This window comes from Microbacterium sp. K27 (assembly GCF_004794435.1).
GTDB lineage: Bacteria > Actinomycetota > Actinomycetes > Actinomycetales > Microbacteriaceae > Microbacterium > Microbacterium maritypicum_A.
Map to the genome: position 1 here is coordinate 87718 of NZ_SSDK01000044.1, position 23019 is coordinate 110736.

Annotated in this window: 24 protein-coding genes and 1 tRNA gene; 19 read left to right on the forward strand and 6 right to left on the reverse strand. The window is 69.4% G+C overall.

Features of this window, described 5'->3' with window-relative positions; translation table 11 throughout:
* The first annotated feature begins 7 nt into the window (after positions 1 to 7).
* The 11 genes from DW307_RS15045 to DW307_RS15095 all read left to right on the forward strand — a co-directional run bounded on the left by DW307_RS15045 (position 8) and on the right by DW307_RS15095 (position 10571).
* A complete protein-coding gene (locus tag DW307_RS15045) occupies positions 8 to 436 on the forward strand; it encodes a GntR family transcriptional regulator (protein WP_021199523.1) in 429 nt (142 codons plus the stop codon).
* Positions 433 to 1503 (forward strand): DUF1648 domain-containing protein, encoded by a 1071-nt coding sequence (locus DW307_RS15050; RefSeq protein WP_136025107.1) that lies wholly within the window; start codon positions 433 to 435, stop codon positions 1501 to 1503. The genes DW307_RS15045 and DW307_RS15050 overlap by 4 nt, the downstream gene beginning before the upstream one ends.
* Entirely contained in the window at positions 1500 to 2450 is a 951-nt protein-coding gene (locus DW307_RS15055; protein ID WP_136025108.1) for a CPBP family intramembrane glutamic endopeptidase, read from the forward strand. Before DW307_RS15050 ends, DW307_RS15055 begins: the two co-directional genes overlap by 4 nt.
* A 31-nt stretch (positions 2451 to 2481) precedes the next feature.
* Complete coding sequence (locus tag DW307_RS15060) at positions 2482 to 3141, forward strand: O-methyltransferase (protein WP_136025109.1); 660 nt, start codon at positions 2482 to 2484, stop codon at positions 3139 to 3141.
* 132 nt (positions 3142 to 3273) lie between these two features.
* Positions 3274 to 4554: a phosphopyruvate hydratase gene (gene eno, locus DW307_RS15065; RefSeq protein WP_021199527.1), complete on the forward strand. Its 1281-nt coding sequence runs from the start codon at positions 3274 to 3276 to the stop codon at positions 4552 to 4554.
* A gap of 75 nt (positions 4555 to 4629) precedes the next feature.
* Positions 4630 to 5205, forward strand: a complete 576-nt coding sequence (locus tag DW307_RS15070) for an FtsB family cell division protein (protein WP_205810515.1) — start codon at positions 4630 to 4632, stop codon at positions 5203 to 5205.
* 47 nt (positions 5206 to 5252) lie between these two features.
* The gene (locus DW307_RS15075; protein ID WP_029260396.1) at positions 5253 to 5795 is read left to right on the forward strand and encodes a DUF501 domain-containing protein; all 543 of its coding nucleotides are present in this window, start codon (positions 5253 to 5255) and stop codon (positions 5793 to 5795) included.
* Positions 5792 to 7099, forward strand: a complete 1308-nt coding sequence (locus DW307_RS15080; RefSeq protein ID WP_029260395.1) for a S8 family serine peptidase — start codon at positions 5792 to 5794, stop codon at positions 7097 to 7099. Before DW307_RS15075 ends, DW307_RS15080 begins: the two co-directional genes overlap by 4 nt.
* Before the next feature lie 25 nt (positions 7100 to 7124).
* Entirely contained in the window at positions 7125 to 8666 is a 1542-nt protein-coding gene (locus DW307_RS15085; protein ID WP_136025145.1) for an NAD(P)/FAD-dependent oxidoreductase, read from the forward strand.
* A gap of 294 nt (positions 8667 to 8960) precedes the next feature.
* On the forward strand, positions 8961 to 9899 hold the full coding sequence (locus DW307_RS15090) for a hypothetical protein (protein WP_029266639.1): 939 nt from the start codon (positions 8961 to 8963) through the stop codon (positions 9897 to 9899).
* A 6-nt stretch (positions 9900 to 9905) separates the two neighbouring features.
* On the forward strand, positions 9906 to 10571 hold the full coding sequence (locus tag DW307_RS15095; RefSeq protein ID WP_029260392.1) for a DedA family protein: 666 nt from the start codon (positions 9906 to 9908) through the stop codon (positions 10569 to 10571).
* A 23-nt stretch (positions 10572 to 10594) separates the two neighbouring features.
* On the opposite strand, the gene DW307_RS15100 is transcribed toward DW307_RS15095, so the two are convergent.
* Positions 10595 to 10667, reverse strand: a tRNA-Leu gene (locus tag DW307_RS15100).
* Between the two features lie 86 nt (positions 10668 to 10753).
* Between DW307_RS15100 and DW307_RS15105 the strand changes: the two genes are divergently transcribed.
* From DW307_RS15105 to DW307_RS15115, 3 genes are all read left to right on the forward strand, one after another.
* The gene (locus DW307_RS15105) at positions 10754 to 12001 is read left to right on the forward strand and encodes an alanine racemase (RefSeq protein ID WP_021199534.1); all 1248 of its coding nucleotides are present in this window, start codon (positions 10754 to 10756) and stop codon (positions 11999 to 12001) included.
* Positions 11998 to 13311, forward strand: a complete 1314-nt coding sequence (locus tag DW307_RS15110) for a D-arabinono-1,4-lactone oxidase (RefSeq protein WP_136025110.1) — start codon at positions 11998 to 12000, stop codon at positions 13309 to 13311. The genes DW307_RS15105 and DW307_RS15110 overlap by 4 nt, the downstream gene beginning before the upstream one ends.
* 88 nt (positions 13312 to 13399) lie before the next feature.
* Complete coding sequence (locus DW307_RS15115) at positions 13400 to 13966, forward strand: LemA family protein (protein WP_021199536.1); 567 nt, start codon at positions 13400 to 13402, stop codon at positions 13964 to 13966.
* 25 nt (positions 13967 to 13991) lie between these two features.
* Here the strand turns inward: DW307_RS15115 and DW307_RS15120 are convergent, their stop codons facing one another.
* Together DW307_RS15120 and DW307_RS15125 are read right to left on the reverse strand one after the other, a co-directional pair.
* A complete protein-coding gene (locus DW307_RS15120; RefSeq protein WP_136025111.1) occupies positions 13992 to 14897 on the reverse strand; it encodes a hypothetical protein in 906 nt (301 codons plus the stop codon).
* Positions 14894 to 16147, reverse strand: coding sequence for a winged helix-turn-helix domain-containing protein (locus DW307_RS15125; protein WP_136025112.1), 1254 nt, complete (start codon positions 16145 to 16147; stop codon positions 14894 to 14896). The genes DW307_RS15120 and DW307_RS15125 overlap by 4 nt, the downstream gene beginning before the upstream one ends.
* An 88-nt stretch (positions 16148 to 16235) precedes the next feature.
* On the opposite strand from DW307_RS15125, the gene DW307_RS15130 reads away from it, so the two are divergent.
* Both DW307_RS15130 and ilvA read left to right on the forward strand, forming a co-directional pair.
* The gene (locus DW307_RS15130; protein ID WP_136025113.1) at positions 16236 to 17432 is read left to right on the forward strand and encodes an AI-2E family transporter; all 1197 of its coding nucleotides are present in this window, start codon (positions 16236 to 16238) and stop codon (positions 17430 to 17432) included.
* Entirely contained in the window at positions 17429 to 18658 is a 1230-nt protein-coding gene (ilvA, locus tag DW307_RS15135; RefSeq protein WP_029266649.1) for a threonine ammonia-lyase, read from the forward strand. Before DW307_RS15130 ends, ilvA begins: the two co-directional genes overlap by 4 nt.
* Before the next feature lie 69 nt (positions 18659 to 18727).
* Here the strand turns inward: ilvA and greA are convergent, their stop codons facing one another.
* Both greA and DW307_RS15145 read right to left on the reverse strand, forming a co-directional pair.
* Complete coding sequence (greA, locus tag DW307_RS15140; RefSeq protein WP_021199541.1) at positions 18728 to 19216, reverse strand: transcription elongation factor GreA; 489 nt, start codon at positions 19214 to 19216, stop codon at positions 18728 to 18730.
* Positions 19217 to 19314: 98 nt separating this feature from the next.
* Positions 19315 to 19701 (reverse strand): DUF4307 domain-containing protein, encoded by a 387-nt coding sequence (locus DW307_RS15145; RefSeq protein WP_021199542.1) that lies wholly within the window; start codon positions 19699 to 19701, stop codon positions 19315 to 19317.
* A 67-nt stretch (positions 19702 to 19768) separates the two neighbouring features.
* On the opposite strand from DW307_RS15145, the gene DW307_RS15150 reads away from it, so the two are divergent.
* On the forward strand, positions 19769 to 20068 hold the full coding sequence (locus DW307_RS15150; RefSeq protein ID WP_021199543.1) for a hypothetical protein: 300 nt from the start codon (positions 19769 to 19771) through the stop codon (positions 20066 to 20068).
* A gap of 7 nt (positions 20069 to 20075) precedes the next feature.
* Here DW307_RS15150 and trhA read toward each other — a convergent pair whose 3' ends face one another.
* Positions 20076 to 20807 (reverse strand): PAQR family membrane homeostasis protein TrhA, encoded by a 732-nt coding sequence (gene trhA / locus DW307_RS15155; RefSeq protein WP_240750692.1) that lies wholly within the window; start codon positions 20805 to 20807, stop codon positions 20076 to 20078.
* Between the two features lie 97 nt (positions 20808 to 20904).
* Here trhA and DW307_RS15160 point away from each other — a divergent pair, with 97 nt between their 5' ends.
* Together DW307_RS15160 and DW307_RS15165 are read left to right on the forward strand one after the other, a co-directional pair.
* A complete protein-coding gene (locus tag DW307_RS15160; protein WP_029266653.1) occupies positions 20905 to 21684 on the forward strand; it encodes an isoprenyl transferase in 780 nt (259 codons plus the stop codon).
* A 55-nt stretch (positions 21685 to 21739) separates the two neighbouring features.
* Positions 21740 to 22870 carry an aminotransferase class V-fold PLP-dependent enzyme gene (locus DW307_RS15165; RefSeq protein ID WP_136025114.1) on the forward strand — a complete coding sequence of 377 codons (1131 nt, stop codon included), beginning with the start codon at positions 21740 to 21742 and terminating at the stop codon, positions 22868 to 22870.
* Positions 22871 to 23019 lie beyond the last annotated feature (149 nt).

The window sequence follows — 23019 nt, forward strand, 5'->3', positions numbered from 1 at the left end:
GGGCCGGATGCTCATCCGCGTCGATCCCGACAGCCCCCGCGCGCTCTACGACCAGGTGGCGGCCTCCATCCGCTCCGACATCCTCACCGGGGTCCTCGCGCCCGGCGATCGCCTTCCGGCGGCCCGCGACGTCGCCGAAGCGCTCGACATCAACCAGCACACCGTCCTGCACGCCTACCAGCGGCTGCGCGATGAGGGGTTGGTCGATCTGCGTCGCGGGAGGGGAGCGGTCATCGCGGCCTCGGCGGCACCCCTCGCCGAACTCGCTCACGACATTGACGAGCTGGTGCGCCGTGCCGCAGCCCTCGGCGTCTCCGCCGACACGCTCGCCGGCATCGTTCATGCGCACCGTGACGCCCGATCCGATCTCGACCGTTCTGATCTCCCCCGTTCCGATCCCGACCGCCCAGACAGCCGCGAGGAGGACTCGCCATGACCATCCACGACCTCACCCGCACACCGCCTGCGCTGCTGCGACGCGCTCGGCTGACCTTCTTCGTCGTCGCGGTGATCCTGCCGATCGTGATCACCGCCGTCGCCGTCGTGATCCTGCTCGCCTGGCTGCCCACGCTGCCGCCACAGGTGGCGACCCATTGGGGTGTGAGCGGCGCCGACCGGTTCGGCCCGCCGTCCGTGTATCTCTGGATCCTCGTCGGGGTCGGGCTCGGCTTGCCGGCGCTGATGGCGATCGTCACCCTCGCGTCCGTCGGTGAGCACTGGGGCGGGGCGGCCCGGCTGATGGGCGCACTCTCCGCGGGGATGTCCGCCTTCGCGGCCGTGATGAGCCTCGGATCCCTCGCGATCCAGCGTGAGCTCGCCGACCCCGCGGAATCGCCCGGCATCGGGGGCACCATGGCACTCGCGTTCGCCGCACTCCTTCTGGTCGGCGGCATCGCCTGGGCCGTGCAGCCGCGCGTGCGGCCGGAGCAGGGGCGCACGCTCGAACCCCGCTACTCGGTGCACGTCGCGAAGGGCGAACGCGTCGTGTGGGTCGCCACGACGACGATGCCGCGCGGCGCGCTCGCCTTCCTGCTGTTCGTGCTCCTCGGTCTCGTCGCGCTCGCCGCGTACATGCTCGGCACCGGCGTCGAGGGTGGCTGGATCGTCGCGCTGGTCGTGGTCGTCGTGGGCTTCGCCCTCGCGGCGACCGCCTCGTTCCGCGTCACGGTCACACCGGAGGGCTTCTCCGCTCGTGCCCTGCTGGGCTGGCCGCGCATCCGTGTCCCGCTCGACGAGGTCGAGGCGGCGCGCGCTGTCGACATCTCCCCGTTCGGCGAGTTCGGCGGCTGGGGATGGCGCATCGCCGTCGACGGGCGCACCGGGATCGTCATGCGCCGCGGATCTGCGATCGAGGTCTCCCGACGGGGCCGGCGACCCTTCATCGTCACCATCGACGGCGCGGAAGAAGCCGCGGCGCTGCTCCAGGCCTATGTCGACCGCGCGCGGACCGTGGCCATCCCCTCGACCGATCGATCGACGGACTCCGGAAAGGAGACCTCATGAACGACCAGACCCTGAACCCGCGCCGTGTGCCGTGGACCGCGGTGATCGTCTTCGTGGCGGTCTCCTTCGTCCTCTCCTGGCTGGTCGCCCTGCCCCTGTGGCTGGGCGACGGGCTCGCCGAGCCGAGCTCGGTGTTCCTGCTGCCGGTGATGATGTTCACGCCTGCGGTGGCGGCTCTCATCGTCACTTTCGCGATGCGCGTCCCCGCACCCGGGCAGCGCGCCCGCTTCCTCGGACTGTGGCCGCTGCGCCCCGCGAAGCGCGTGATCTGGCTCATGGTCGCGGGGTGGCTCGTTCCGCCGCTGCTGGTGGGCCTGGGCGTCCTGCTCTCCGCCGCGCTCGGTTTCGTGCAGCTCGACCTGACGTTCTCGGCTCTCGCAGCCGAGCTCGAGAAGGCAGTGCCGGCCGGAACGCCACAGCCTCCTGTCCAGGTCGTCGTGTTCGCGCAGCTCGCGATGATCCCCGTCGGCGCGCTGTTCAACAGCCTCTTCGCGTTCGGCGAGGAGCTCGGCTGGCGGGGGTGGCTGCTTCCGGCGCTGCGCCCGCTCGGCACCTGGCCGGCCCTGATCCTCAGCGGCGTGATCTGGGGCGTGTGGCACAGCCCGATCATCCTGCTCGGCTACAACTTCGGGCGCACCGACATCACGGGCATCCTGTTCATGATCGGTGGATGCGTGGCCTGGGGCGTCCTGCTCGGCTGGCTGCGGCTGCGGTCCGCATCGGTGTGGCCGGCGGTCATCGCGCACGGATCTCTGAACGCCGCGGCGGGGCTCATCCTCATCGTCGCCGCGACGCAGCCCGATCTGGCGTTGGCGGGACCACTCGGCGTCGCGACCTGGGTCGTCCTCGCGCTCGTCGCGGTGGTGCTGCAGCTGACGGGACAGTTCCGTGCCCAGCCCGAGCTCGCCGACGCGTCGGGGCGGCTGCTCTCGGCACCGCGGCCTTGACGGAGGGCGGCGCCGGGGGTTGGCTGAGGCCATGGAATCCACCCCCGCCGCCTGGTCCGACGCCGACAGCTTCCTCTCCGATCTGCTCGTCGGTCCCGATCCGGCGCTGGAGTCGGCCCTCACTGCGCAGCGGGCCGCCGGCCTCCCGGAGATCGAGGTCGCGCCCGTCGCCGGCAAACTGCTGAACCTGCTGGTCCGCATCAGCGGCGCGCGCCGCGTGCTCGAGATCGGCACGCTCGGCGGCTACTCGACGATCTGGCTCGCCCGCGCCGTCGGCGCCGAAGGACGGGTCGTGACGATCGAGGCGGAATCGGAAAACGCGGCGGTCGCCCGTGCCAGCATCGACGCCGCGGGGGTCGGTGATCGCGTCGACATCCGGGTGGGGCGGGGAGCGGACGTGCTGCCGACCCTGGTCGGCGGATTCGATCTGGTGTTCATCGATGCCGACAAGGAGTCGAACACGATCTACCTCGATTGGGCGGCGAAGCTCGGGCACCCCGGCACGGTGATCGTGCTCGACAACATCGGGCGCGAGGGCGAGATCGTCCGCGACGACAGCACCGATCCCAAGGTCGTGGGCACCCGCGACGGACTGCGGATGCTGGGGGAGGATCCGCGCTTCGATGCCACGGCCCTGCAGACCGTGGGCGTGAAGGGATGGGACGGCTTCGCGATCGCCGTGGTCGTCTGACCTTCCGGGGCTTCCCGCCGCGGGCGATTCGCGTCCGGGCGAGTCCCGGAGTCCGTCGGGAGGCCGGGCTAGACTGGGCGCGGATCGACGACGCTCCACACAACGTTTTCCCCCTGAGCAAGGAGCACATCAGTGGCACTGATCGAGGCTGTAGGCGCACGCGAGATTCTCGACTCGCGCGGAAACCCGACCGTCGAGGTGGAGGTCCTCCTCGACGACGGCATCGTGCAGCGGGCGGCCGTTCCGTCCGGCGCATCCACGGGCGCGTTCGAGGCGTACGAGCTCCGCGACGGAGACAAGAGCCGCTACGGCGGCAAGGGCGTGCTGAAGGCCGTCGAGGCCATCATCGATGAGCTCGGACCGGCGATCGAGGGTGTCGAGGCGAGCGAGCAGCGCATCGTCGACGAGATCCTGATCGATGTCGACGGTACCGAGAACAAGAAGCGCGTCGGCGCCAACGCCATCCTCGGCGTGAGCCTGGCCGTGGCCAAGGCCGCCGCGGACTCGGCCGACCTCCCGCTGTTCCGCTACCTCGGCGGCCCGAACGCGCACGTGCTGCCCGTTCCGCTGTTCAACGTCATCAACGGTGGCGAGCACGCCGACAACGGCATCGACATGCAGGAGTTCTTCCTCGCGCCGATCGGCGCCGAGACCTACTCCGAGGCACTCCGGTGGGGTGTCGAGACCTACCACGTGCTGCGTGCCGAGCTGAAGGCCGCCGGCTACGCGACCGGTCTGGGCGACGAGGGCGGCTTCGCTCCCGACCTGCCCAGCAACCGTGAGGGCCTCGACTTCCTGGTGAAGGCGATCGAGAAGGCCGGGTTCACGCCCGGAACCGACATCGCCCTCGGGCTCGACGTCGCCGCGACCGAGTTCTTCAAGGACGGCGTCTACCGTCTCGACAACAAGGACTGGGACGCCGCCGCGCTCACCGAGTACTACGTCGGACTCGTGAACGACTTCCCGATCGTCACGATCGAAGACGCTCTCGCTGAGGACGACTGGGACAACTGGAAGCACCTCACCGACGTCCTGGGCTCCAAGGTCCAGCTGGTCGGCGACGACCTGTTCGTCACCAACCCGCAGCGTCTCGCCGACGGCATCAAGCGTGGCGTCGCCAACTCGCTGCTCGTCAAGGTCAACCAGATCGGCACGCTCACCGAGACGTTCGACGCCGTCAGCCTGGCGCAGCGCTCCGGGTACACGGCGATGCTCTCGCACCGCTCGGGCGAGACCGAGGACACCACGATCGCCGACCTGGTCGTCGCGACCAACGCGGGCCAGATCAAGGCGGGCGCCCCTGCCCGCAGCGAGCGTGTCGCGAAGTACAACCAGCTGCTGCGCATCGAGGAAGAGCTCGGCGACGCCGCGGTCTTCGCCGGCCGCTCGGCGTTCCCGCGCTACCAGGCCTGAACGCACGACACATCGAAGAAGCCGCCGACACGGCGGTGAACACCGCCGCTGACCCGGCACGACGAAGGAGGAGCCGTGGCACGACGACCGGCTCCTCCTTCGTCGTCTCCGCGCGCGCAGCCGACGCCCTCGCCCACGAAGAAGGGCGCCAAGCCCCGGGCGCAGGCAGCGACGACGTCGTCTCGGCGTGCGTCGAGCGCGTCCCGAGGCGCGGCGCCTCGCGTCGACGTGCGCGAGTGGGCATCCGGCATCCGGCTCTCGGCGTTCTCCGTCATCATGCTCTCTCTCGTGGTGCTGGGAGCCTGGGTGCTCGTGCCCACGCTCGGGACCTTCATCGATCAGCGTCAGAAGATCGCTGCTCTCGAGGCATCGGTGAAGGTGAGCGAAGACCAGATCGAGGCGCTCGTCGCGGAACGCGAGCGTTGGAACGACCCCGCGTACATCGCCACCCAGGCCCGCGAACGCCTCTACTACGTCAAGCCCGGCGAGGTCGTCTACCTGGTCGACAACGACCTCGACCCCGCAGCACTTCCGCGTGAGCAGGACCCCGTGAGCGAGACGCTCGTCGAGACGCCGACGGACTGGATGCCGCAGTTGCTGCGCACCGTGGTCTCGACCGGGCTCAGCGACACGGCCGCCGTCGCTCCCTGAGCATTCGCTCCGAGCATCCTCCCTGGCGGCTCCCCTACGCTGGTGGGGTGACCACGCCGCCGTTCCCCGCCCCCACGCCCGCCGAACTCGCCGTCGTATCGGCTCAGCTCGGTCGTCCCGCCCGAGGCATGGTGGGTATCGCGGCCCGCTGCGTGTGCGGCAACCCGACGGTCGTCGCGACCACCCCGCGTCTGCCGGACGGCACGCCGTTCCCCACGTTCTACTACCTGACGCACCCGGCGGCGACCGCGGCGATGTCGACGCTCGAGGCCACCCAGGTGATGCCGGAGCTCGCCGCCCTCCTCGCCGACGACGAAGACGTGGCCGCGGCCTACCTCGCAGCCCACGAGGCCTATCTCGCCGACCGTGGGCAGTTCGGAGAGGTCTCCGAGATCGACGGCATCTCCGCCGGAGGCATGCCCACGCGTGTCAAGTGCCTGCACGCCCTGGCCGGACATGCCCTGGCTGCGGGCCCCGGGGTCAACCCGATCGGCGACGCCGCACTCGCACGCTCTTCATGGTCGCCCTCGGTCTGCCGCTGCGAAGACCCCGGTGCCGCCGTGCGCGACGGGGCGGCCCCCTCGGCATGACCGCGCGCCGGAAGCTGCGCAGCGCTGCCGCCATCGTGGTGGTCGCGGCGACCGTGCTGCTCATCGGCGCCTCCGCCACGCCGCCGCCGATCCCCGATGACCCCGCAGATCCGGTCCGCGCCTCGGAGTACTGGCTCGACGGCGCACGCATCCGCGAGGCCTGGCAGACGACCCGCGGCAAGGGCGTGACGATCGCGGTGATCGACACGGGCATCGGCAAGGTGCCGTCGGTCTTCGGCGACGCGGTCGTCGGGGGCACGGACGTGTCGGGGGCCGGGACTCCGGACGGACGCACCCCGCTGGGCGCGGTCGACGGCAACCACGGATCCTGGGTGGCTTCGCTGGCTGCCGGACGCGGTGCACCGGACGGAACGGGCATGATCGGCGTGGCTCCGGAGGCCAACCTGCTCTCGATCTCCGTGGGTTTCGGTGCGGCCGCGGCGGTGCCGTTCACGGAACAGGTGGCGAAGGGCATGAAGTGGGCCGTCGACAACGGGGCCGACGTCATCAACCTGTCGTTCACCACGAACACGCTCGATTGGGACGAGAGCTGGGACGAGGCGTTCCTGTACGCCTTCGAGCACGACGTGGTGGTGGTCGTCGCCGCCGGCAACCGGGGGAGCGGGACGAACATCATCGGCGCCCCGGCGACCATTCCCGGCGTGCTCACCGTCGGCGGCGTCGACCAGACGGGCACGGCCAGCATCGAGGCGTCGACGCAGGGCATCACGATCGGGATCTCGGCGCCCAGCGAAGGCCTGATCGGTGTCTCGGCCGATGGCTCGGTCGTCCCCTGGCGCGGCACGAGCGGTGCGGCGCCCATCGTCGCCGGAGTCGCGGCGCTGATCCGCTCGGCGCACCCCGACATCAAGGCGATCGACGTCATCAACCGCATCATCAAGACCGCGATTCCGGTCGACGATGCGATCAAGCCCCAGGATCCGCTGTACGGGTACGGGCTGGTGGATGCGGCGGCGGCGATCTCTGCGAACATCCCCGCAGTGAGCGAGAACCCCATGGGAGACCTGGCGGAGTGGATCCGCGTGTTCCGCCGTGCGCAGTCGGAACCGCAGCCGGTGGAGACGAGGACTCCGGTCGCCGTTCCCCCTCTTCCGGCCGCAGACGCTCCGACCGAGGCGGGTTCACCGTTGCTTCCCAGCGCGGATTCACTGCGCTACGGTACCCTGCCGCTCATTGCGCTCACCGTCCCTGGTATCCTGGTAGCGCTTGGCGTCACCGCAGCTGCCCGGCGCATCCGATCGGCGCGCATTTCCGTACGCCACACCCCCGACTCCGAGGAGTAGTTCTTCTGTGCCTCAGAACAGCACTGTGCCCAAGATCCTGATCGTCGGCGGAGGGTACGCGGGTTTCTACACCGCGTGGAAGCTCGAGAAGCACCTGCGCAAGGGCGAAGCCGACGTGACCATGGTCGACCCGCTGCCGTACATGACGTACCAGCCGTTCCTGCCCGAGGTCGCCGCCGGCTCCATCGAGGCGCGACACTCGGTGGTCGCGCACCGTCGTCACCTCAAGCGCACGAACGTCCTCACCGCCAAGGTGACGAACATCAACCACGCGCAGAAGGTCGCGACCATCACACCGCCCGTGGGTGAGCCGTACGAGTTCGCGTACGACCAGATCGTCGTCACCGCCGGTGCCGTGTCGCGTACCTTCCCGATCCCCGGCATCGCCGACAACGCGATCGGTCTGAAGACGATCGAAGAGGCCGTCGCGATCCGCGACAAGGTCATGTCGAACTTCGACAAGGCCGCCTCCCTCCCGGCCGGGCCTGAGCGCGACCGTCTGCTGACCGTCGTGGTCGTCGGTGGTGGCTTCGCCGGCATCGAGGTGTTCGCCGAGCTGCGTTCGCTGGCGTCCGCGCTGGTGGCCAAGTACCCGCAGATCAGCTTCGACGACACGCACTTCCACCTCATCGAGGCGATGGGCCGCATCATGCCCGAGGTCTCGCTGCAGACCAGCGAGTGGGTGCTCAAGGACCTGGCCAAGCGCGGAGCCAACGTGCACCTCGACACGCAGCTGACGAGCGCCGTCGACGGCAACGTCGAGCTTTCCACCGGTGAGGTCATCCCGACCGACGTCATCGTGTGGACCGCGGGTGTCATGGCCAACCCGACCGTCGTCCGCGGCGGAGACCTGCCGGTCGAGGAGCGCGGTCGCATCCAGACCCGCGCCGACCTGCGCGTCGGAACGCCGGAGGCGTTCGTCGAGGGAGCGTGGGCGGCCGGTGACGTCTCGGCGGTTCCCGACCTCTCCGGTGGTGGGGTCGGCGGCTTCTGCGTGCCGAATGCCCAGCACGCGGTCCGCCAGGCCAAGCTGCTCGCGAAGAACCTCGTCGCGGTCCTCCGGGGAGAGAAGCCCAAGGAGTACTTCCACAAGAACCTCGGTGCCGTCGCCGGCCTCGGCCTGTACAACGGTGTCTTCCAGTCCGGCAAGATCGCCCTCAAGGGTTTCGTGGCCTGGGTCGCGCACCGCGGCTACCACGGTCTCGCGATGCCCACGTGGGAGCGCAAGTTCCGCGTCATCTGGGGCTGGTGGAACAACCTGTGGCTCGGCCGCGACCTGGTGAATCTCGAGACCGTGCAGAACCCGCGCTACGTCTTCGAGGAGTTCGCGGCGCGCCCGCGCCCGGCTGCTCCGGCCGCGCCCGTGGCAGATGCTGCTCCGGCTGCGAAGGCTGCTCCCGCTGCGAAGAAGTCGGCGGCCAAGGCCGCTCCGGCCGCATCGGCCGAGGTGACGGAGAAGCCGGTCGCGAAGAAGCCGGCGGCGAAGAAGCCGGCGGCGAAGAAGCCCGCAGCGAAGAAGCCCGCCGCCGAGAAGGCTCCCGAGCCGGCCGAGGCTGCCGCCAAGTAGCAGACACGCTCGCACACGAACATCGGCCCCACGCGCTCCGCGTCGGGGCCGATGTTCGTCTCTGCGGGGCGGCTCCGAGGTCATGCATAGGTACGGCCGGTATCGTCACGCGAGCAAGGGGAGTACTCCCGAATGCGGCGACGTCGTCATTACGAGCACGAGATCGTGCTCCGGCCCGCCGGCCCGTGAGGGTGGAGGAGACCTTGGCACCCGCATCGCGGGCTGCCGAGAGAACCCTGCCGTCGTCCCGGCGTCGTGGATCCGCGGTGGTCCGCACCACGAAAGGGACCACTCATGGGAAAGCTCTCCCGACTGATCGGAATGGCGTCCGAAGCACTCGAGAAGAACGCCGGCACGGGGCGCGACCCTCACGCGGCCGACCGATCGCGCTCGCAGGACGGGTCCCGGTCGACGGACTGGGGAGGCATGCTCCGTGGTGCCGTCGACGCGGTCCGCGGTCCGGCCGACCCCGCACGGTCGTCGGGCCAGGGCAGGCCTTCGCCGGCCGACCCGTACGCGCCGCCGGCCGCGTCCGGTGGACGACCGCGTCCCGCGCACACGGCACCGGCTGCTGCAGACCCGTACGCACCGCCTCCTCCCGGAACCGTGCGGGGCGCACACGCCGTGACCGACGCCGATCGAGCGGCCATCGCCCGCTACGACTACCTCCTCCAGACGGCGGATCCGCAGCGTGTCGAACAGATCCACCGCGAGGCGTTCGCCCGCCTCACACCTGACCAGCGCGCGCAGGTCGAGGCCCGGATGAGGCAGGAGCTCGAACCCGGTGAGCGGCCGCGGTCCTCGTCGGCGGACGACCTCGCCCGCGCCGCCGGACGTGCTGAGGCCATGAAGCCGGGCCGGATGCGCGGACTGCTGTCGCGAGCACGTGGAGCCGGTATCGGTGGCGCTGCCGGTGGTGCGGCGGTCGCGGCTGGTGGCGCGGCCGTCGGATTGCTCGGCGTGGTGGCGGGCGGGGCCGTCCTCAGCACCGTGGCGGGGCCCCTGTTGGAGCAGGCCGCGAACATCGGCGTCGACTTCGGCGCGATGGCGGAGGGCATCGACATCGAGTCCCTGGCCGCCGGCATCGACGTCGAGTCGCTCACGGGAGGTGCCGGTGAGCTCCTGGGCTCGGCCGGCGAGACCGTGTCGGGTCTGGGCGATGCGGCGAGCGGGTGGGGCGAGCAACTCGGCAATCTCGGCATCCCCGGTATCGGCGACATCTTCGGGCGCTGATCGCGGATGGTCCTCACTGCTGCCGCCGATCATGGCTTCACCGGGCTCACCGGATTCGCGGCCGACGTCCTCACCGCACTCGGGGATGTCGGGGTGGGCGTGCTGGTCTTCCTCGAAGTCCTGGTGCCCCCCATCCCGAGCGAGGTCATCCTGCCGTTCGCGGGGTACCTCAGCCAGAGCGGCGCCCTGAACCTGGGGTGGTTGATCTTCTGGAGCACTCTCGCGTCCCTGCTGGGCGCTTTGCTGCTGTACGGACTCGGTGCCGCGATCGGCATGGATCGGGCCGTGCGCATGCTGGCGGCCACTCGGCTGGTGAGCCGGTCCGACCTCGAGCGGGGAGGGGACTGGTTCGTGCGCAGCGGCGGTTGGACCGTGCTGGTCGGGCGGATGGTCCCCGGCGTCCGCAGCCTCATCTCGATCCCGGCGGGCGCATCCCGCATGAACCTCGTGACGTTCAGCATCTACACGGTCATCGGCAGCGGCCTCTGGAACACACTCCTGCTGGGCGTCGGCGCAGCGCTGGGCACGCAGCACGAGCAGTTGGAGCAGTATCTCGGCTATCTCGACTACGTCGTGTACTCGGCGATCGCGATCGCACTCGTCGTCCTGATCGTGCGGAGGATCCGTGAGGCCTCGGGCGAGAAGAAGCGAGCCATCGACATCGAAGACTGAGAGGGCGGGGCCGAACCCCGGTGTGCCCCCGCTGGGACTCGAACCCAGACTGAAGCGATTTTAAGTCGCCTGCCTCTGCCATTGGGCTACGGGGGCCTCGCCGCCAGCCTATCGCCGTGCCCGCATGCGACGCGGTGCCGCAGGGGGTGATCCCGAGTCCGATGAGGCCTTAGGGTGGGGGAGTGCTCGACCTCATCGACGAACTGAGCCCCGTCCATGGTGCGCCCGCGGTCGCCCCCGAGTGGGAGGACCCGGCCCGCTACTGGCCGCGCCTGTCCGCCGTGACCGGGCATCTCCCCGCCCCGGTCGCGGTGATCGACAGGGAGGCGCTCCGCTACAACGCCATGGACCTTCTGGTGCGGGCCGGCGGGCTGCCGATCCGTGTCGCCTCGAAGTCGGTGCGCGTGCGATCCGTGCTCGATGCCGTGCTCGCGCTGCCCGGGTTCCACGGCATCCTCGCCTTCACGCTGGAGGAAGCGCTCTGGCTCGCCGAGACGCACGACGACATCATGCTCGGCTACCCGACCGTGGATCGCGGAGGACTGGAACGGCTGTTCGCCGACGAGCAGGCCGCGCAGCGCATCACCCTGATGGTCGACGACCTCGTGCATCTCGATCTGATCGACAGCGTCGCCGGCCCGGGGTCGCGCCCCGAACTCCGCGTCGCGATCGACGTCGACGCCTCCTGGCGCTCGTCGCTCCTCGGCCACATCGGCGTCCGACGCTCGGCGCTGTTCAGCGCCGGAGAGGTGGCGGCATTCGCTCGCAAGGTGGTCGCGCGGCCAGGGTTCCGGCTCGTCGGACTGCAGATGTATGACGCGCAGATCGCGGGACAGGGCGATGACGCCGGGCCCGATGCGCCGTTGATCCGGATGGTGCAGGCCCGCTCGCGCAATGAGCTGCGGGAACGCCGGGCAGCCATCGTCTCCGCTGTCGGCGCGATCGCTCCGCTCGAGATCCTCAACGGCGGTGGCACCGGATCGCTCGAGTTCACCGGAAGCGACGAGTCCCTCACCGAGGCGAGTGCGGGGAGCGGGCTCCTGGGCGGCCATCTGTTCGACGGGTACCGTTCGTTCCGACCTGCTCCAGCCTCGGCGTTCGCGTTCGACGTGGTGCGGCGCCCGGCCGTCGACATCGCCACCGTGCTCGGCGGAGGCTGGATCGCCTCCGGCCCCGCAGTCGCGTCCCGTCAGCCGCGTCCCGTATGGCCGGAAGGGCTCCACACGCTCTCCCGGGAAGCGGCTGGAGAAGTGCAGACACCGCTCCAGGGTCCGACGGCCACGTCGCTGGGCGTGGGGGACCGGGTCTGGTTCCGTCATGCCAAGAGCGGCGAGCCGGCCGAGCGCATCGAGAGTTACCACCTGGTCTCGGGCGACGAGATCATCGACGAGCTGCCGACCTACCGCGGCGAGGGAAAGGCCTTCCTGTGACGAGAATCGGCGGCACCTGGCAGAACTGGGGCCGCTCGGCCTCGGTCCGACCCGTGCGTGTGGAGCGTCCGCGCAGCCCGGAGGGCGTGCAGCGCGCGGTGATCGCCGCAGTCAAGCACGGGTTGCCGGTGAAGGCCGTCGGCGCCGGTCACAGCTTCACGGGCATCGCGGTGGCCCCGGGCGTCCTGCTCGAGCTCGACGACCTGCAGGGCCTCGTCTCCGCGGACGCCGCCACCGGGCGCGTGACGTTGCTCGCCGGCACTCGGCTGCACCGCATCCCGGCTCTGCTCGCGCCCTATGGGCTCGCGATGGAGAACCTCGGCGACATCGATCGGCAGTCGATCGCCGGTGCGATTTCGACGGGCACGCACGGAACGGGAGCCGAATACGGCGGCCTCGCGACCCAGGTGGTCGGTGTCACGATGGTCACGGCGGCCGGCGAGTTCCTCCGCATCGACGAGGAGCACGAGAATGAGCTCCTGCCCGCCGTGGCGTTGGGCCTCGGCGCGCTCGGCATCGTCGTCGAGGTGACTCTCCAGTGCGTGCCCGCGTTCGTCATGCACGCGATCGACGAGCCGGTGGCCCTGGACGAGGTGCTGGCCAGCCTCGACGAGCGCGTCGCTGCCGCCGATCACTTCGAGTTCTACTGGTTCCCCCACACCGATGTGGCCCTGACCAAGCGCCAGACGCGCATGCCGGAGGCGACGGTCCGCAAGCCGCTCCCGGCGGTCGGGCGATGGATCGATGAGACGCTGCTCTCGAACGGCGTGTATCGCGTGGTGTGCGCGGCGGGCCAGGTCATCCCCGCGATCACTCCACCCTTCAGCCGGCTCGCCGTCAAGCTCACGGGCGATCGCGAATACACCGAGCTGTCCCACCGGGTGCTCATCCAGAGCAGGACCGTGAGATTCCGCGAGATGGAGTACGCGATCCCCGCCGAGAACGCAGTGGCCGCCTTCCAGGCGGTCCGGGCGCTCATCGACCGACGAGGGTGGCGGATCGAGTTCCCGATCGAGGTGCGGTTCGCGGCCGCCGACGACCGCTGGCTGTCGACGGCCCATGGGCGTGCCAGCGCCTACATCGCCGTGCACCGGTACTGGCGAGCCGACCCCACGGAGTACTTCGGTGCCGTCGAAGAGATCATGCACGAATACGGGGGACGCCCGCACTGGGGCAAGCTCCACACGCTGACCGCGGAGACGCTCCGGGAGCGGTACCCGCGGTTCGACGATTTCGTCACGCTGCGCGATCGCCTCGACCCCGAACGTCGATTCGCCAACCGCTATCTCGAACGGGTCCTCGGCAGCTGATCGGTCTGCGGTCGTCGCCGGGCATGCCCAGTCCACGTGCAGGCTGCGCGTCTAGGATGAGAGAAACACGAGGAAGGGTGGGCCTCTGATGGAATGGCTCGTGCCGGTACTGATCGTTGTCGGAGTGATCCTGCTCGTCGGCATCTATCTGTGGGCCACGTACAACTCGCTGGTGCAGCTGAACGTCCGCGTCGATGAGGCGTGGAGCGGAATCACGGTGCAGCTGAAGCGACGAGCCGACCTCATCCCCAACCTGATCGAGACGGTCAAGGGATATGCCTCCCATGAGAAGGCCGTCTTCGAGAACGTGACTCGCGCGCGTGCCGAGACCCTGTCGGCGGGAGGCCCCGGGGAAGCGGGCATCGCCGAGGGACACCTGCAACAGGCTCTGCGCAGCCTGTTCGCGGTCGCCGAGGCGTACCCGCAGCTGCAGGCGAGCACGAACTTCCTCCAGGTGCAGCAGGCACTGGTCGACACCGAGGACAAGATCCAGGCCGCACGCCGTTTCTACAACGGCGGTGTGCGCGAGCTCAACACCAAGATCAAGGTGTTCCCGAACAACCTGTTCGCGAAGGGCTTGGGCTTCTCCGAGCGGGAGTTCTTCGAGGTCGCCGACAGCAGCGCCATCTCCGAGCCACCGCGCGTGCAGTTCTGATGACCTCCGCCTGACCAGACCCCTCTCACCACGGTGAGAGCACGAGACCGTCGGCGGTGAATGAGACATCGCCGCGCAGGCTCCAGGAGACGGTGCGATACGTGGTGGTGCGAGGTTCGCCGTTCTGGCCGGTCCCGGTGACGGTGGCCACGAGAACTCCACCCTCCGCTGTGAAACCGGCTGGGGACAGCGCGATGGTCGGTGACTCGTCGATCCGATAGCGGATGCCGGTCACATCGCGGAACTCCGTCCCCCAGGGGATTCGGATTCCGCAGCCCTCCGCCTCCGTGGTGGCTGGGGCGGTACAGGTCTCGAGGAGCTCGTCGAGACTGTCCTGTGCGGCAGCAGTCGCTTCCGGGCGCACGGCGACATCGACCGTCGCCGAGGTCTTCGTGCCGGGCAGCACCGACACCGATCTCTCGCCGTCGAGCAGCGTCGTCGGCGCGGCAGCCACGGTGTAGGTCGCAGGCAGCAGCGGAATACCCTTCCCTGCCGGAATGGTCGCGTCGCCGATCGCCACGTCGGAGCCGATGCTCGATTCGATGGTCAGGCTGCCCAGACCCGCGGAGTCGACGATCCAACGGTCCTCCACGACGCCGAGGCTCAGTTGCGCCTCCTGCGACGCGCCGTCGAGGCGGAAGGAGATGTCGACGACGGCGGATGCTCCGTCGGCGTCTTCACGGACGCGCGTGACCTTGGCATCCTCGATCAGTGAGGTCGCGGCGTCGAACGCGTCAAGGGCGGTCCTCGAGACCTTCATCCCGGTGGCTGCCACAGCATCGGGGTTGCCGGATTCCAGGGCGTGCAGGTAGTCGAGTGCCGCCTCCTCGGGAGTGGACGAAGGGGCTGTCGACTGCCAGATCCACAGGCCCGCGGCGGCCAGGACGAGTCCCGCGGCACCGCCGATGAGCCACCAGTGCGCCCTTCTCACGTCCGGTTCTCCCGCGCATGCAGATGACGGCCCACGGCACGGCTGTTCGCCAGCGCTGCATGCAGGGCATCGGTGGCGTCGCCCCAGCCGGAGACCGAGACGTTCTCCAGACCCTGCCACTCCGCCGCGAGGGTGAGCTCTGCCGCGATCGGTTCCGCATCGCCGGGGCGCGCCTGCGGTTCCCACCAGGCGGACTGGACCTGCAGCGTCGACGTCGCGCGGTCGGCCTTGAGGTCGACCCGCGCCACGATGCGGTCGCCGACGAGGACGGGCAAGGAGTAATAGCCGTACCGACGCTTCTCCGCCGGCACATAGATCTCGATGCGGTAGTCGAGTTCGAACGCGCGGAGTGCTCGATCGCGGAACCACACGACGGGGTCGAACGGGGTCAGGATCGCGGCCGCATCGATTCCCCGGGGAAGCACCGCGTCACGATGCCGCCAGGCCGCGAGCGGACGCCCGCCACGTTCCCAGCCGCGCACCTGCACCGGCTGCAACTCGCCCGCATCGGCGAGGTCGGCGATCGAGCGGGCGACGGCCGCCCGGTCGCGGATCCGGTAGTAGTCTGCGAGGTCGGACTGCGTCGCGACACCGCTCGAACGGGCCGCGCGACGCGTCAGCTCGAGAATCGCATCGGCGCGGGAGACCTCCTCCGAGCGGATGCCGTCGGGGATCACATGCTCGGCCAGCGCATACGTGCGCTCGAAACCGCGGCGCCCGCTGATCGCGACGTCGCCGACACGCCACAGGTGCTCGAGGGCGAGCTTCACATCGTCCCAGTCCCACCACGTTCCCCGCTCTCGGGGTGCATCGGCGCGGAGGTCGGCCGGCCGCAGCGGCCCACGCGCGCGCAACTCGTCCTGCACCCACTGCACCGTGCGCGCGTTGCTGCTCATCCAGGAGTCCTCGCCGGCCCACCGCCGACGGAAGTCCTCCATGCGGAACCGCCACAGCGGCCAGTCCTGGATCGGGATGAAGGTCGCCTCGTGCGCGAGGTACTCCACGTAGTGGGTCGTGCGGGAGAGGAAGACGCGGTCGAGGAGAGCGGGTTCATACGCGCCGAGTCGCGAGAACAACGGCAGGTAGTGGGACCGGGCGAACACGTTGACCGAATCGATCTGGAGCACCCCGAGCCGGTCCATGACCCGGTGCACGTGCCGCCCCGTGACCGATGCGGGGCGGGTGCGTGTGAAGCCCTGAGCAGCCAGAGCGATGCGGCGTGCCTGGGTGGAGCTGAGGGTGTCGGTCACACGGCCAGGGTATCTCCGGCCGCCGACATGCCACCCCCCGGAGAAAGGATGCGTCCGACGGCATACGGCATGACCGTAGACTTGGGCGATGAGCGAGGACCAGCGACCCCGGCTGCGAGATCTGTTCCGTCCGCGCCCGGTCTCCACCGACCGCACCGTGACGACCGAGGCCGACGAGGCGGTGCCCCTGCCCCTGCGTATAACGGCGGGATATGCCTGGCGGCTGCTCCTGATCGCCGCCGCGATCGGCGTCTTCATCTGGCTGGTGATGCTGCTCAAGCTCCTCGTCATCCCGCTGATGGTGGGCATCCTCATCACGGCGTTGCTGTGGCCGGCGTTCTCGTGGATGCTGCGACGTGGTCTTCCGCGCTGGCTGGCGATCGCGCTCTCGCTGATCGGCACGGCCGCCATCGTCACCGGATTGATGTGGCTCGTCGTCTGGCAGGTGCGGGCTCAGCTTCCCGACGTGCAGGCGCGCTCGACCGAAGCGTTCGATCAGTTCCAGGTGTGGCTGCACGACGGTCCGCTGAACATCTCGGACACGCAGATCGCCGACTACCTCCAGCAGGGTCTGGATCTCATCAGCGAGCAGGCGCAGGTCCTCTGGACGGGCGCGCTCGCCATCGGCACGACGGTCGGTCACGTCGCCACGGGCGCCCTGCTCGCGCTGTTCATCCTCATCTGCCTGCTGGCCGATGGTGCGGGGATCTGGCGCTGGACCCTCAAGATCTTCCCGCGTCGCGCCCGCCCGGCCGTCGATGGTGCCGCGCGCAACGGCTGGACCACGATCGTGAACTACGCGCGCACCCAGCTCTTCGTGGCCACCATCGACGCGATCGGCATCGGCCTCGGGGCGTTCCTCCTGCAGGTGCCCCTCGCGCTCCCGGTCGCCGTGCTCGTCTTCCTCGGCTCGTTCATCCCGATCGTGGGTGCGGTGGTGACCGGCGCCGTCGCCGTGTTCCTCGCGCTCGTGTACAACGGTCCGTGGATCGCGCTCTGGATGCTCGTGGTGGTCCTCGCCGTCCAGCAGATCGAGGGGCATATCCTGCAGCCGATCATGATGGGTTCTGCGGTCAAGGTGCACCCGCTCGCCGTCGTCCTCGTGGTGGCGGGTGGCGCGATGATCGCCGGCATCCCCGGCGCCCTCTTCGCTGTGCCGCTGGCGGCCTTCGTCAACGTCGCCGCGGTGACCATCAGCTCGGGCTCCTGGCGCACCGGCGTCGGGCCGAGCGGAGACCTTATCTGGAGCACAGTTCCGCGCGAGCGGAGACGGAGGAATCGATGAGCGCAGTCCCCAGCCTGACCGAGTTCGAGCACGCCGCTCAGAGTCTGGCTGAGGTGATCTCGCACACGCCGACGCTGCCCTCGCGAGCCCTCTCCGACATTCTCGGAGCCCCCGTCCTGCTGAAGATGGAGAATCTCCAGCGCACCGGCTCGTTCAAGATCCGCGGGGCGGCGTACCGGCTGTCGAAGCTGAGCGCCGAGGAGCGCTCGCGCGGCGTGGTCGCGGCGTCCGCGGGAAACCATGCGCAGGGAGTGGCGCTCGCCGCGCAGGAGCTCGGCATCCCCGCCACCATCTTCATGCCGTTGGGCGTTCCCGTGCCGAAGCTGCTCGCCACGCGTGGCTACGGAGCGGAGGTCGTGCTGGAGGGCGAGACGGTGGCGACATCGCTGCGTCTCGCCGCCGAGTTCTCGGAGCGCACGGGGGCGGTGCTGATCCACCCGTTCGACCACCGCGACGTGGTGATCGGGCAGGGAACGCTCGGTCTCGAGCTTCTCGAAGATGCACCCGACGTCGACACCGTCGTGCTCGGCATCGGCGGGGGAGGTCTCATCGCCGGCGTCGCCGCGGCGGTGAAGGCACGCGCCGCCGAGCTCGGGCGCACGGTCCGCATCATCGGCGTGCAGGCCGAGAACGCGGCAGCGGTCCCGCCCTCGCTCGAGGCCGGAGAGCCCGTCGACATCGTGACGCGACCGACCATCGCCGACGGCATCCTGGTCGCTCGCCCGGGCGCCGTCCCCTTCGACATCATCAAAGAGCTCGTCGACGAGGTCGTCACCGTCTCCGACGACGACCTGGCGAGGGCCATTCTCATCCTGCTCGAGCAGTCGAAGGTCGTGGTGGAGCCCGCCGGTGCGGCCGGTGTGGCGGCGATCCTGGCCGGCAAGGTGTCGGCCACGGGGACCACGATGGCCGTGTTGTCGGGCGGGAACATCGATCCGCTCCTGCTGCAGCGCGTGGTCTCCCACGGACTCGCCGCCTCCGGTCGCTACCTCACGATCCGCATCCCTCTGCCCGACCGTCCCGGCCAGCTGGCCCGCGTGTCGGAGCTCATCGCCGAGGCCGGTGCGAACGTGATCGAGGCGATGCATACCCGCCACGGCCACGGCCTCCAGATCAGCGAGGTCATCCTCGAGCTCAGCGTCGAGACGCGCGGACCCGAGCACTCGGAGCACACGCTCGACACGCTGCGCCGCGCCGGCTTCGAGCCCATCCTCGTCCCCGATTGAGCACACCGATCGATCACGCAGAAGCGCCCCCGCGTCCGACAGGATGCGGGGGCGCGTCTGACAGGATGCTCAGCCCGTGTAGGTCTCGACGTTCACGATCTCGACGCTGATCGAGCGCCCGTTGGGAGCCTCGTAGGAGGACTTCTCGCCGACCTTCAGGCCGAGGATGGCCTGACCGAGCGGGCTGGCTTCGCTGTACACGTCGAGGTCGCTGCCGGCCGCGATCTCACGGCTGCCGAGGAGGAAGACCTCTTCACCGCCCGCGACGAGGGCGGTGACCACGGTGCCGGGCTCGACGATCCCGCGGCTGGCAGGAGCCTCGCCGACCTTTGCGGTCTTCAGCAGGCCTTCGAGAGTGCGGATGCGCGCCTCCTGCTTGCCCTGCTCGTCCTTGGCGGCGTGGTATCCGCCGTTCTCCTTGAGATCGCCCTCTTCGCGGGCCGCCTCGATGCGCTTGGCGATCTCGTCGCGGCCGAAGGTGGACAGGTGCTCCAGCTCGGCGACGAGCCGGTCATACGCTTCCTGCGTGAGGAAGGGAACCTGAGCATCGGTGGACATGACGAAGCTCCTTCTTTCGGGATCCCTCCGGCATGCTGCGGGGGATATGCCAAGACGCCCCGGCACGGTGCCGGGGCGTCGTCTTGTCTGGCACGAGTCTAAGCGACCCAGCAGGCGTTCACCAAACCTGTGGTGGCCGCCGAGACGGTCGGAATGGTGACGGAGCGGGCCTGGGAGTGGCTGTCTCCGGCCTCGATCTCGACGATCTTCCAACCCACTACGCCGAACTCCTCGTCGAGGGCCTCCACGGCGCACACGACATCCTTGCCCTGCACGCCGGTCACCTGGAAGCTGATGTTCACGGAGTGCTCGTCGACGAGTTCGAAGCCCAGGTCGTCCGCGTCGACGGACGCCATCGACTGGGCGACGGTCATCCAGCTGAACGCGCCCACGATCAACAGCGCGATCACGCCACCGATGATCCACGGCGTCCGGCGTCGTCGGGTTCGGCCATAGCGTTCGTCGAGCTCTTGTGCGGTCGTCACAGGTGGGTCTTCCGGTCGTTAGGCTGGTGTTACCAGGTTATGCGACCTGCGTACGAAAGGCCGATTCATGTTCTCTCTGTCCGAGACCCCGATGCCGACGCCGAGCATGACCGTCGATCCGGTGTCGGTCACCCCGGGGTTCGTCGGCTTCGCCGCGATCGTCGTGGTCGTGATCGCGGTGATCCTGCTGATCTGGGACATGAACCGTCGCATCCGCCGGGTCCGGTACCGCGAAGAGGTGCGTGACGAGCTGGACGCCGAAGAAGCGGCGCGGGCCGAGGGCGGTGCCGCTGCACCCGGAGCGAACGAATCGACAGCCGACGGCACGACCTCAGCGGAGGGCGAAGGCGACACGCCCGCTCGCTGACCGACCGCTACGGTGCGCCCAGCGAGGGCGACAGCGGTGACAGCGCGATGAGCAGGCACGCGGTCCAGTGGCACAGGAACGCGAGCACCGTGCACACGTGGAAGATCTCGTGGAACCCGAAGTGCCCCGGCCAGGGGTTGGGCTTCTTGAGCGCGTAGACGACGGCGCCCCCCGTGTAGAGAAGGCCTCCCACGATCACCAGCACCATCATCGCGAAGTTCGCGTTCATGAGGTCGACGATGTACATCACGGCCGCCCAGCCGAGCAGCAGGTACAGGGCGACATAGAGCCAGCGGGGCGCGTGGATCCAGAAGACCCGGAAAAGGATGCCGACGAGGGTTCCGCCCCACACCAGGCAGAGGAGCAGTACGCCCTTCGCGGGCGGGAGCGCCAGAACCGCCAGGGGAGTGTAGGTACCGGCGATCAGCAGCAGGATGTTGGCGTGGTCGATGCGCTTGAGCAGCACCTTCACCTTCGGCCGCCAGTCGATGCGGTGGTAGAGCGCCGAGTTGCCGAAGAGCAGCAGCGAGGTGAGCATGAACACGGCGGAGGCCCACTTCGCTGGGGCGCCGTCGGCCACGACGATGAGGACGATGCCCGCGATCAGAGCCACCGGGAACGTGCCGGCGTGGATCCATCCGCGCCAGGTCGGTTTGACCTCGGTCGCCGCATCCACGGCGGCCGCTTCGAGCAGGGGCAGCTGGGGGATGTCGGGGCCGGAGGGCTCGGGAGTGCTCACGTGCTCACTCTAAGCCGACGCGCATACCCCACAGGGCACATATCCCCAGCGTGCACACACGATGCCGCACGCCTCGGCACGGTAGCGTAGGGAGGTGATGTCACGCGAGAGCCCGGGGCGAGGGCCGCTGTATCGGCTCTACACCAGCCGGCTGCGTCGCCACCTCGATCCGAGCAGGGTGCCGCATCACGTGGCCATGATGATCGACGGCAACCGTCGCTGGGCGCGTCAGCTCGGACTGGACACGCCCGCAGAGGGCCACCGGGCGGGCGCCGCCAAGATGCGCGAGTTCCTCGGCTGGTGCGACGAGCTCGGTGTGCGCGTGGTGTCGCTGTATCTGCTCTCGAGCGACAACCTGCGAAAGCGCGATTCCGCGGAGCTCGCCGACCTCATCGAGATCATCGCCGAACTCGCCGAGGCTCTGTCGCGTGAAGGCAACTGGCGGGTCAAGCACGTCGGCCGATCCGACATCCTCCCGGCGGAACTCGCGCGCGTGCTCTCCGACGCCGAGAAGCGCACGAAGGATCACACCGGATTGCACGTGAATCTCGCCGTCGGCTACGGCGGACGCAATGAGATCGTCGACGCGGTGCGGAGCATCATCACGAAGCACGAGGCATCCGGCGGCACGCTGGAAGACCTCGCCGCCCATCTCACGCCCGAGATGATCGGCGAGCACCTCTACACCGGCGGTCAGCCCGATCCCGACCTGGTGATCCGCACGAGTGGGGAGCAGCGGCTGAGCGACTTCCTGTTGTGGCAGAGCGCGCACAGCGAGTTCTACTTCGTCGAGGCGCTGGGTCCTGATCTCCGACAGGTGGACTTCCTCCGTGCGATCCGCGACTACGCCGATCGGGACCGACGCTTCGGGCGCTGAACGGGTGTCGGGAGGCCGGGGACCAGGAACCTGTGAGCCGTGCCACAATGACGCAGTGAGCACTTTCCGGGACTATGTCGACACGTTCGACACCGAGTCCGGCTATCTGAACTGGGCGGCCTTCGGTCCGCTGTCGCCGTCCGTCCGTGAAGAGGTCTTCGCCGACGCCGATCTGCTCGGCAGCGGGCGGCCGTCATCGCTCTCCCTGGTCGCCGAGCGCATCGGTCAGGCCCAGGAGCTCGTCGCCGAGCTGCTGGACGCGGAGGCCGACGACGTCACGTTGCAGCCGTCGTCGACCCACGGGCTCATGCACGCGCTGTTCGGGCTCTCCGGCGACGTGATCGCGAGCACCGCCGAATTCCCGAGCGTCAGTCTGACCCTGGAGCGCGCATCCACGGCATCGGATCGAACGGTCGCACCGCGCTGGATCACACCCGACGACGGGCGGGTGACGCCCGACACCGTGATCGAGGCCCTCGATGACGAGGTGGTCGCGCTGGCGGTGAGCCACGTCGACTTCCGCACCGGATTCCGCGTCGATCTCGCGGCGCTTCGCGAGGCGATCGGGCCCGACCGCCTGCTCATCGTCGACGCCGTCCAGTCGTTCGGTGTGATCGACGCCGACTACTCCGCTGCCGACGTGGTGGTCGGACACGGCTACAAGTGGTTGCGCGCGGGTCGTGGCAGCGCCTTCGCGTGGTTCTCGCCCCGTGCACGAGAGCGCATCACCCCCGTGTTGTCCGGTATCACCGGCACGACGGCTGCGGGGCTGTTCGTCGACGAACTGCCTGCGCCGGCGCCGTCGGCCCGCGCCTTCACCGTGAGCCAGCCCGACACGCTCGCGGCCGGCCGACTCGCGATCGGCGTGCGCGACGTGCGCGATGCCGGCGTCGTCTCGATCGAGGAGCGGCTCGCCCAGAACGTCGACACCGTGATCGAGATCGCCGACCGCCACGGCATCGAGGTGAGCTCCCCGCGCGAGCGCAGCCGGCGTGCGGGCATTGTCGCGCTCGCTCCGGAGGAGCCCGCGCGGCTCGCCGCGGCACTCGCCAACGCCGGAGTGGTCGTCACGGCACGGGGCGCCTCGGTGCGGATCGCACCGCACGCGGGCACCGACGCGGCGACGTTCGAGCTCCTCGACGATGCGCTGCGGGCGTTCGGCAACGAGACGTTCATCAGCGCGTAACGAATCACTGGCGTGTCGAATTCGGGTTAATCGCCCGCATGGTCGTACGTTCTAGGCATCGGGCAAGGCGCCCGTTCGAGTCGGCCTCAGGTTGACGACTCGTGACCCCCTGGTCGACTCGTTCGAATAGCCGGGATTCCCCGGGTCGG

Excerpts from the sequence above, each read along its gene's own strand:
- DW307_RS15045 (WP_021199523.1), top strand. The coding sequence starts at position 8 with ATGCTCATCCGCGTCGATCCCGACAGCCCCCGCGCGCTCTACGACCAG.
- DW307_RS15050 (WP_136025107.1), top strand. The coding sequence starts at position 433 with ATGACCATCCACGACCTCACCCGCACACCGCCTGCGCTGCTGCGACGC.
- DW307_RS15055 (WP_136025108.1), top strand. The coding sequence starts at position 1,500 with ATGAACGACCAGACCCTGAACCCGCGCCGTGTGCCGTGGACCGCGGTG.
- DW307_RS15060 (WP_136025109.1), top strand. The coding sequence starts at position 2,482 with ATGGAATCCACCCCCGCCGCCTGGTCCGACGCCGACAGCTTCCTCTCC.
- DW307_RS15080 (WP_029260395.1), top strand. The coding sequence starts at position 5,792 with ATGACCGCGCGCCGGAAGCTGCGCAGCGCTGCCGCCATCGTGGTGGTC.
- DW307_RS15090 (WP_029266639.1), top strand. The coding sequence starts at position 8,961 with ATGGGAAAGCTCTCCCGACTGATCGGAATGGCGTCCGAAGCACTCGAG.
- DW307_RS15095 (WP_029260392.1), top strand. The coding sequence starts at position 9,906 with ATGGTCCTCACTGCTGCCGCCGATCATGGCTTCACCGGGCTCACCGGA.
- DW307_RS15115 (WP_021199536.1), top strand. The coding sequence starts at position 13,400 with ATGGAATGGCTCGTGCCGGTACTGATCGTTGTCGGAGTGATCCTGCTC.
- DW307_RS15130 (WP_136025113.1), top strand. The coding sequence starts at position 16,236 with ATGAGCGAGGACCAGCGACCCCGGCTGCGAGATCTGTTCCGTCCGCGC.
- ilvA (WP_029266649.1), top strand. The coding sequence starts at position 17,429 with ATGAGCGCAGTCCCCAGCCTGACCGAGTTCGAGCACGCCGCTCAGAGT.
- greA (WP_021199541.1), bottom strand. The coding sequence starts at position 19,216 with ATGTCCACCGATGCTCAGGTTCCCTTCCTCACGCAGGAAGCGTATGAC.
- DW307_RS15150 (WP_021199543.1), top strand. The coding sequence starts at position 19,769 with ATGTTCTCTCTGTCCGAGACCCCGATGCCGACGCCGAGCATGACCGTC.
- DW307_RS15160 (WP_029266653.1), top strand. The coding sequence starts at position 20,905 with ATGTCACGCGAGAGCCCGGGGCGAGGGCCGCTGTATCGGCTCTACACC.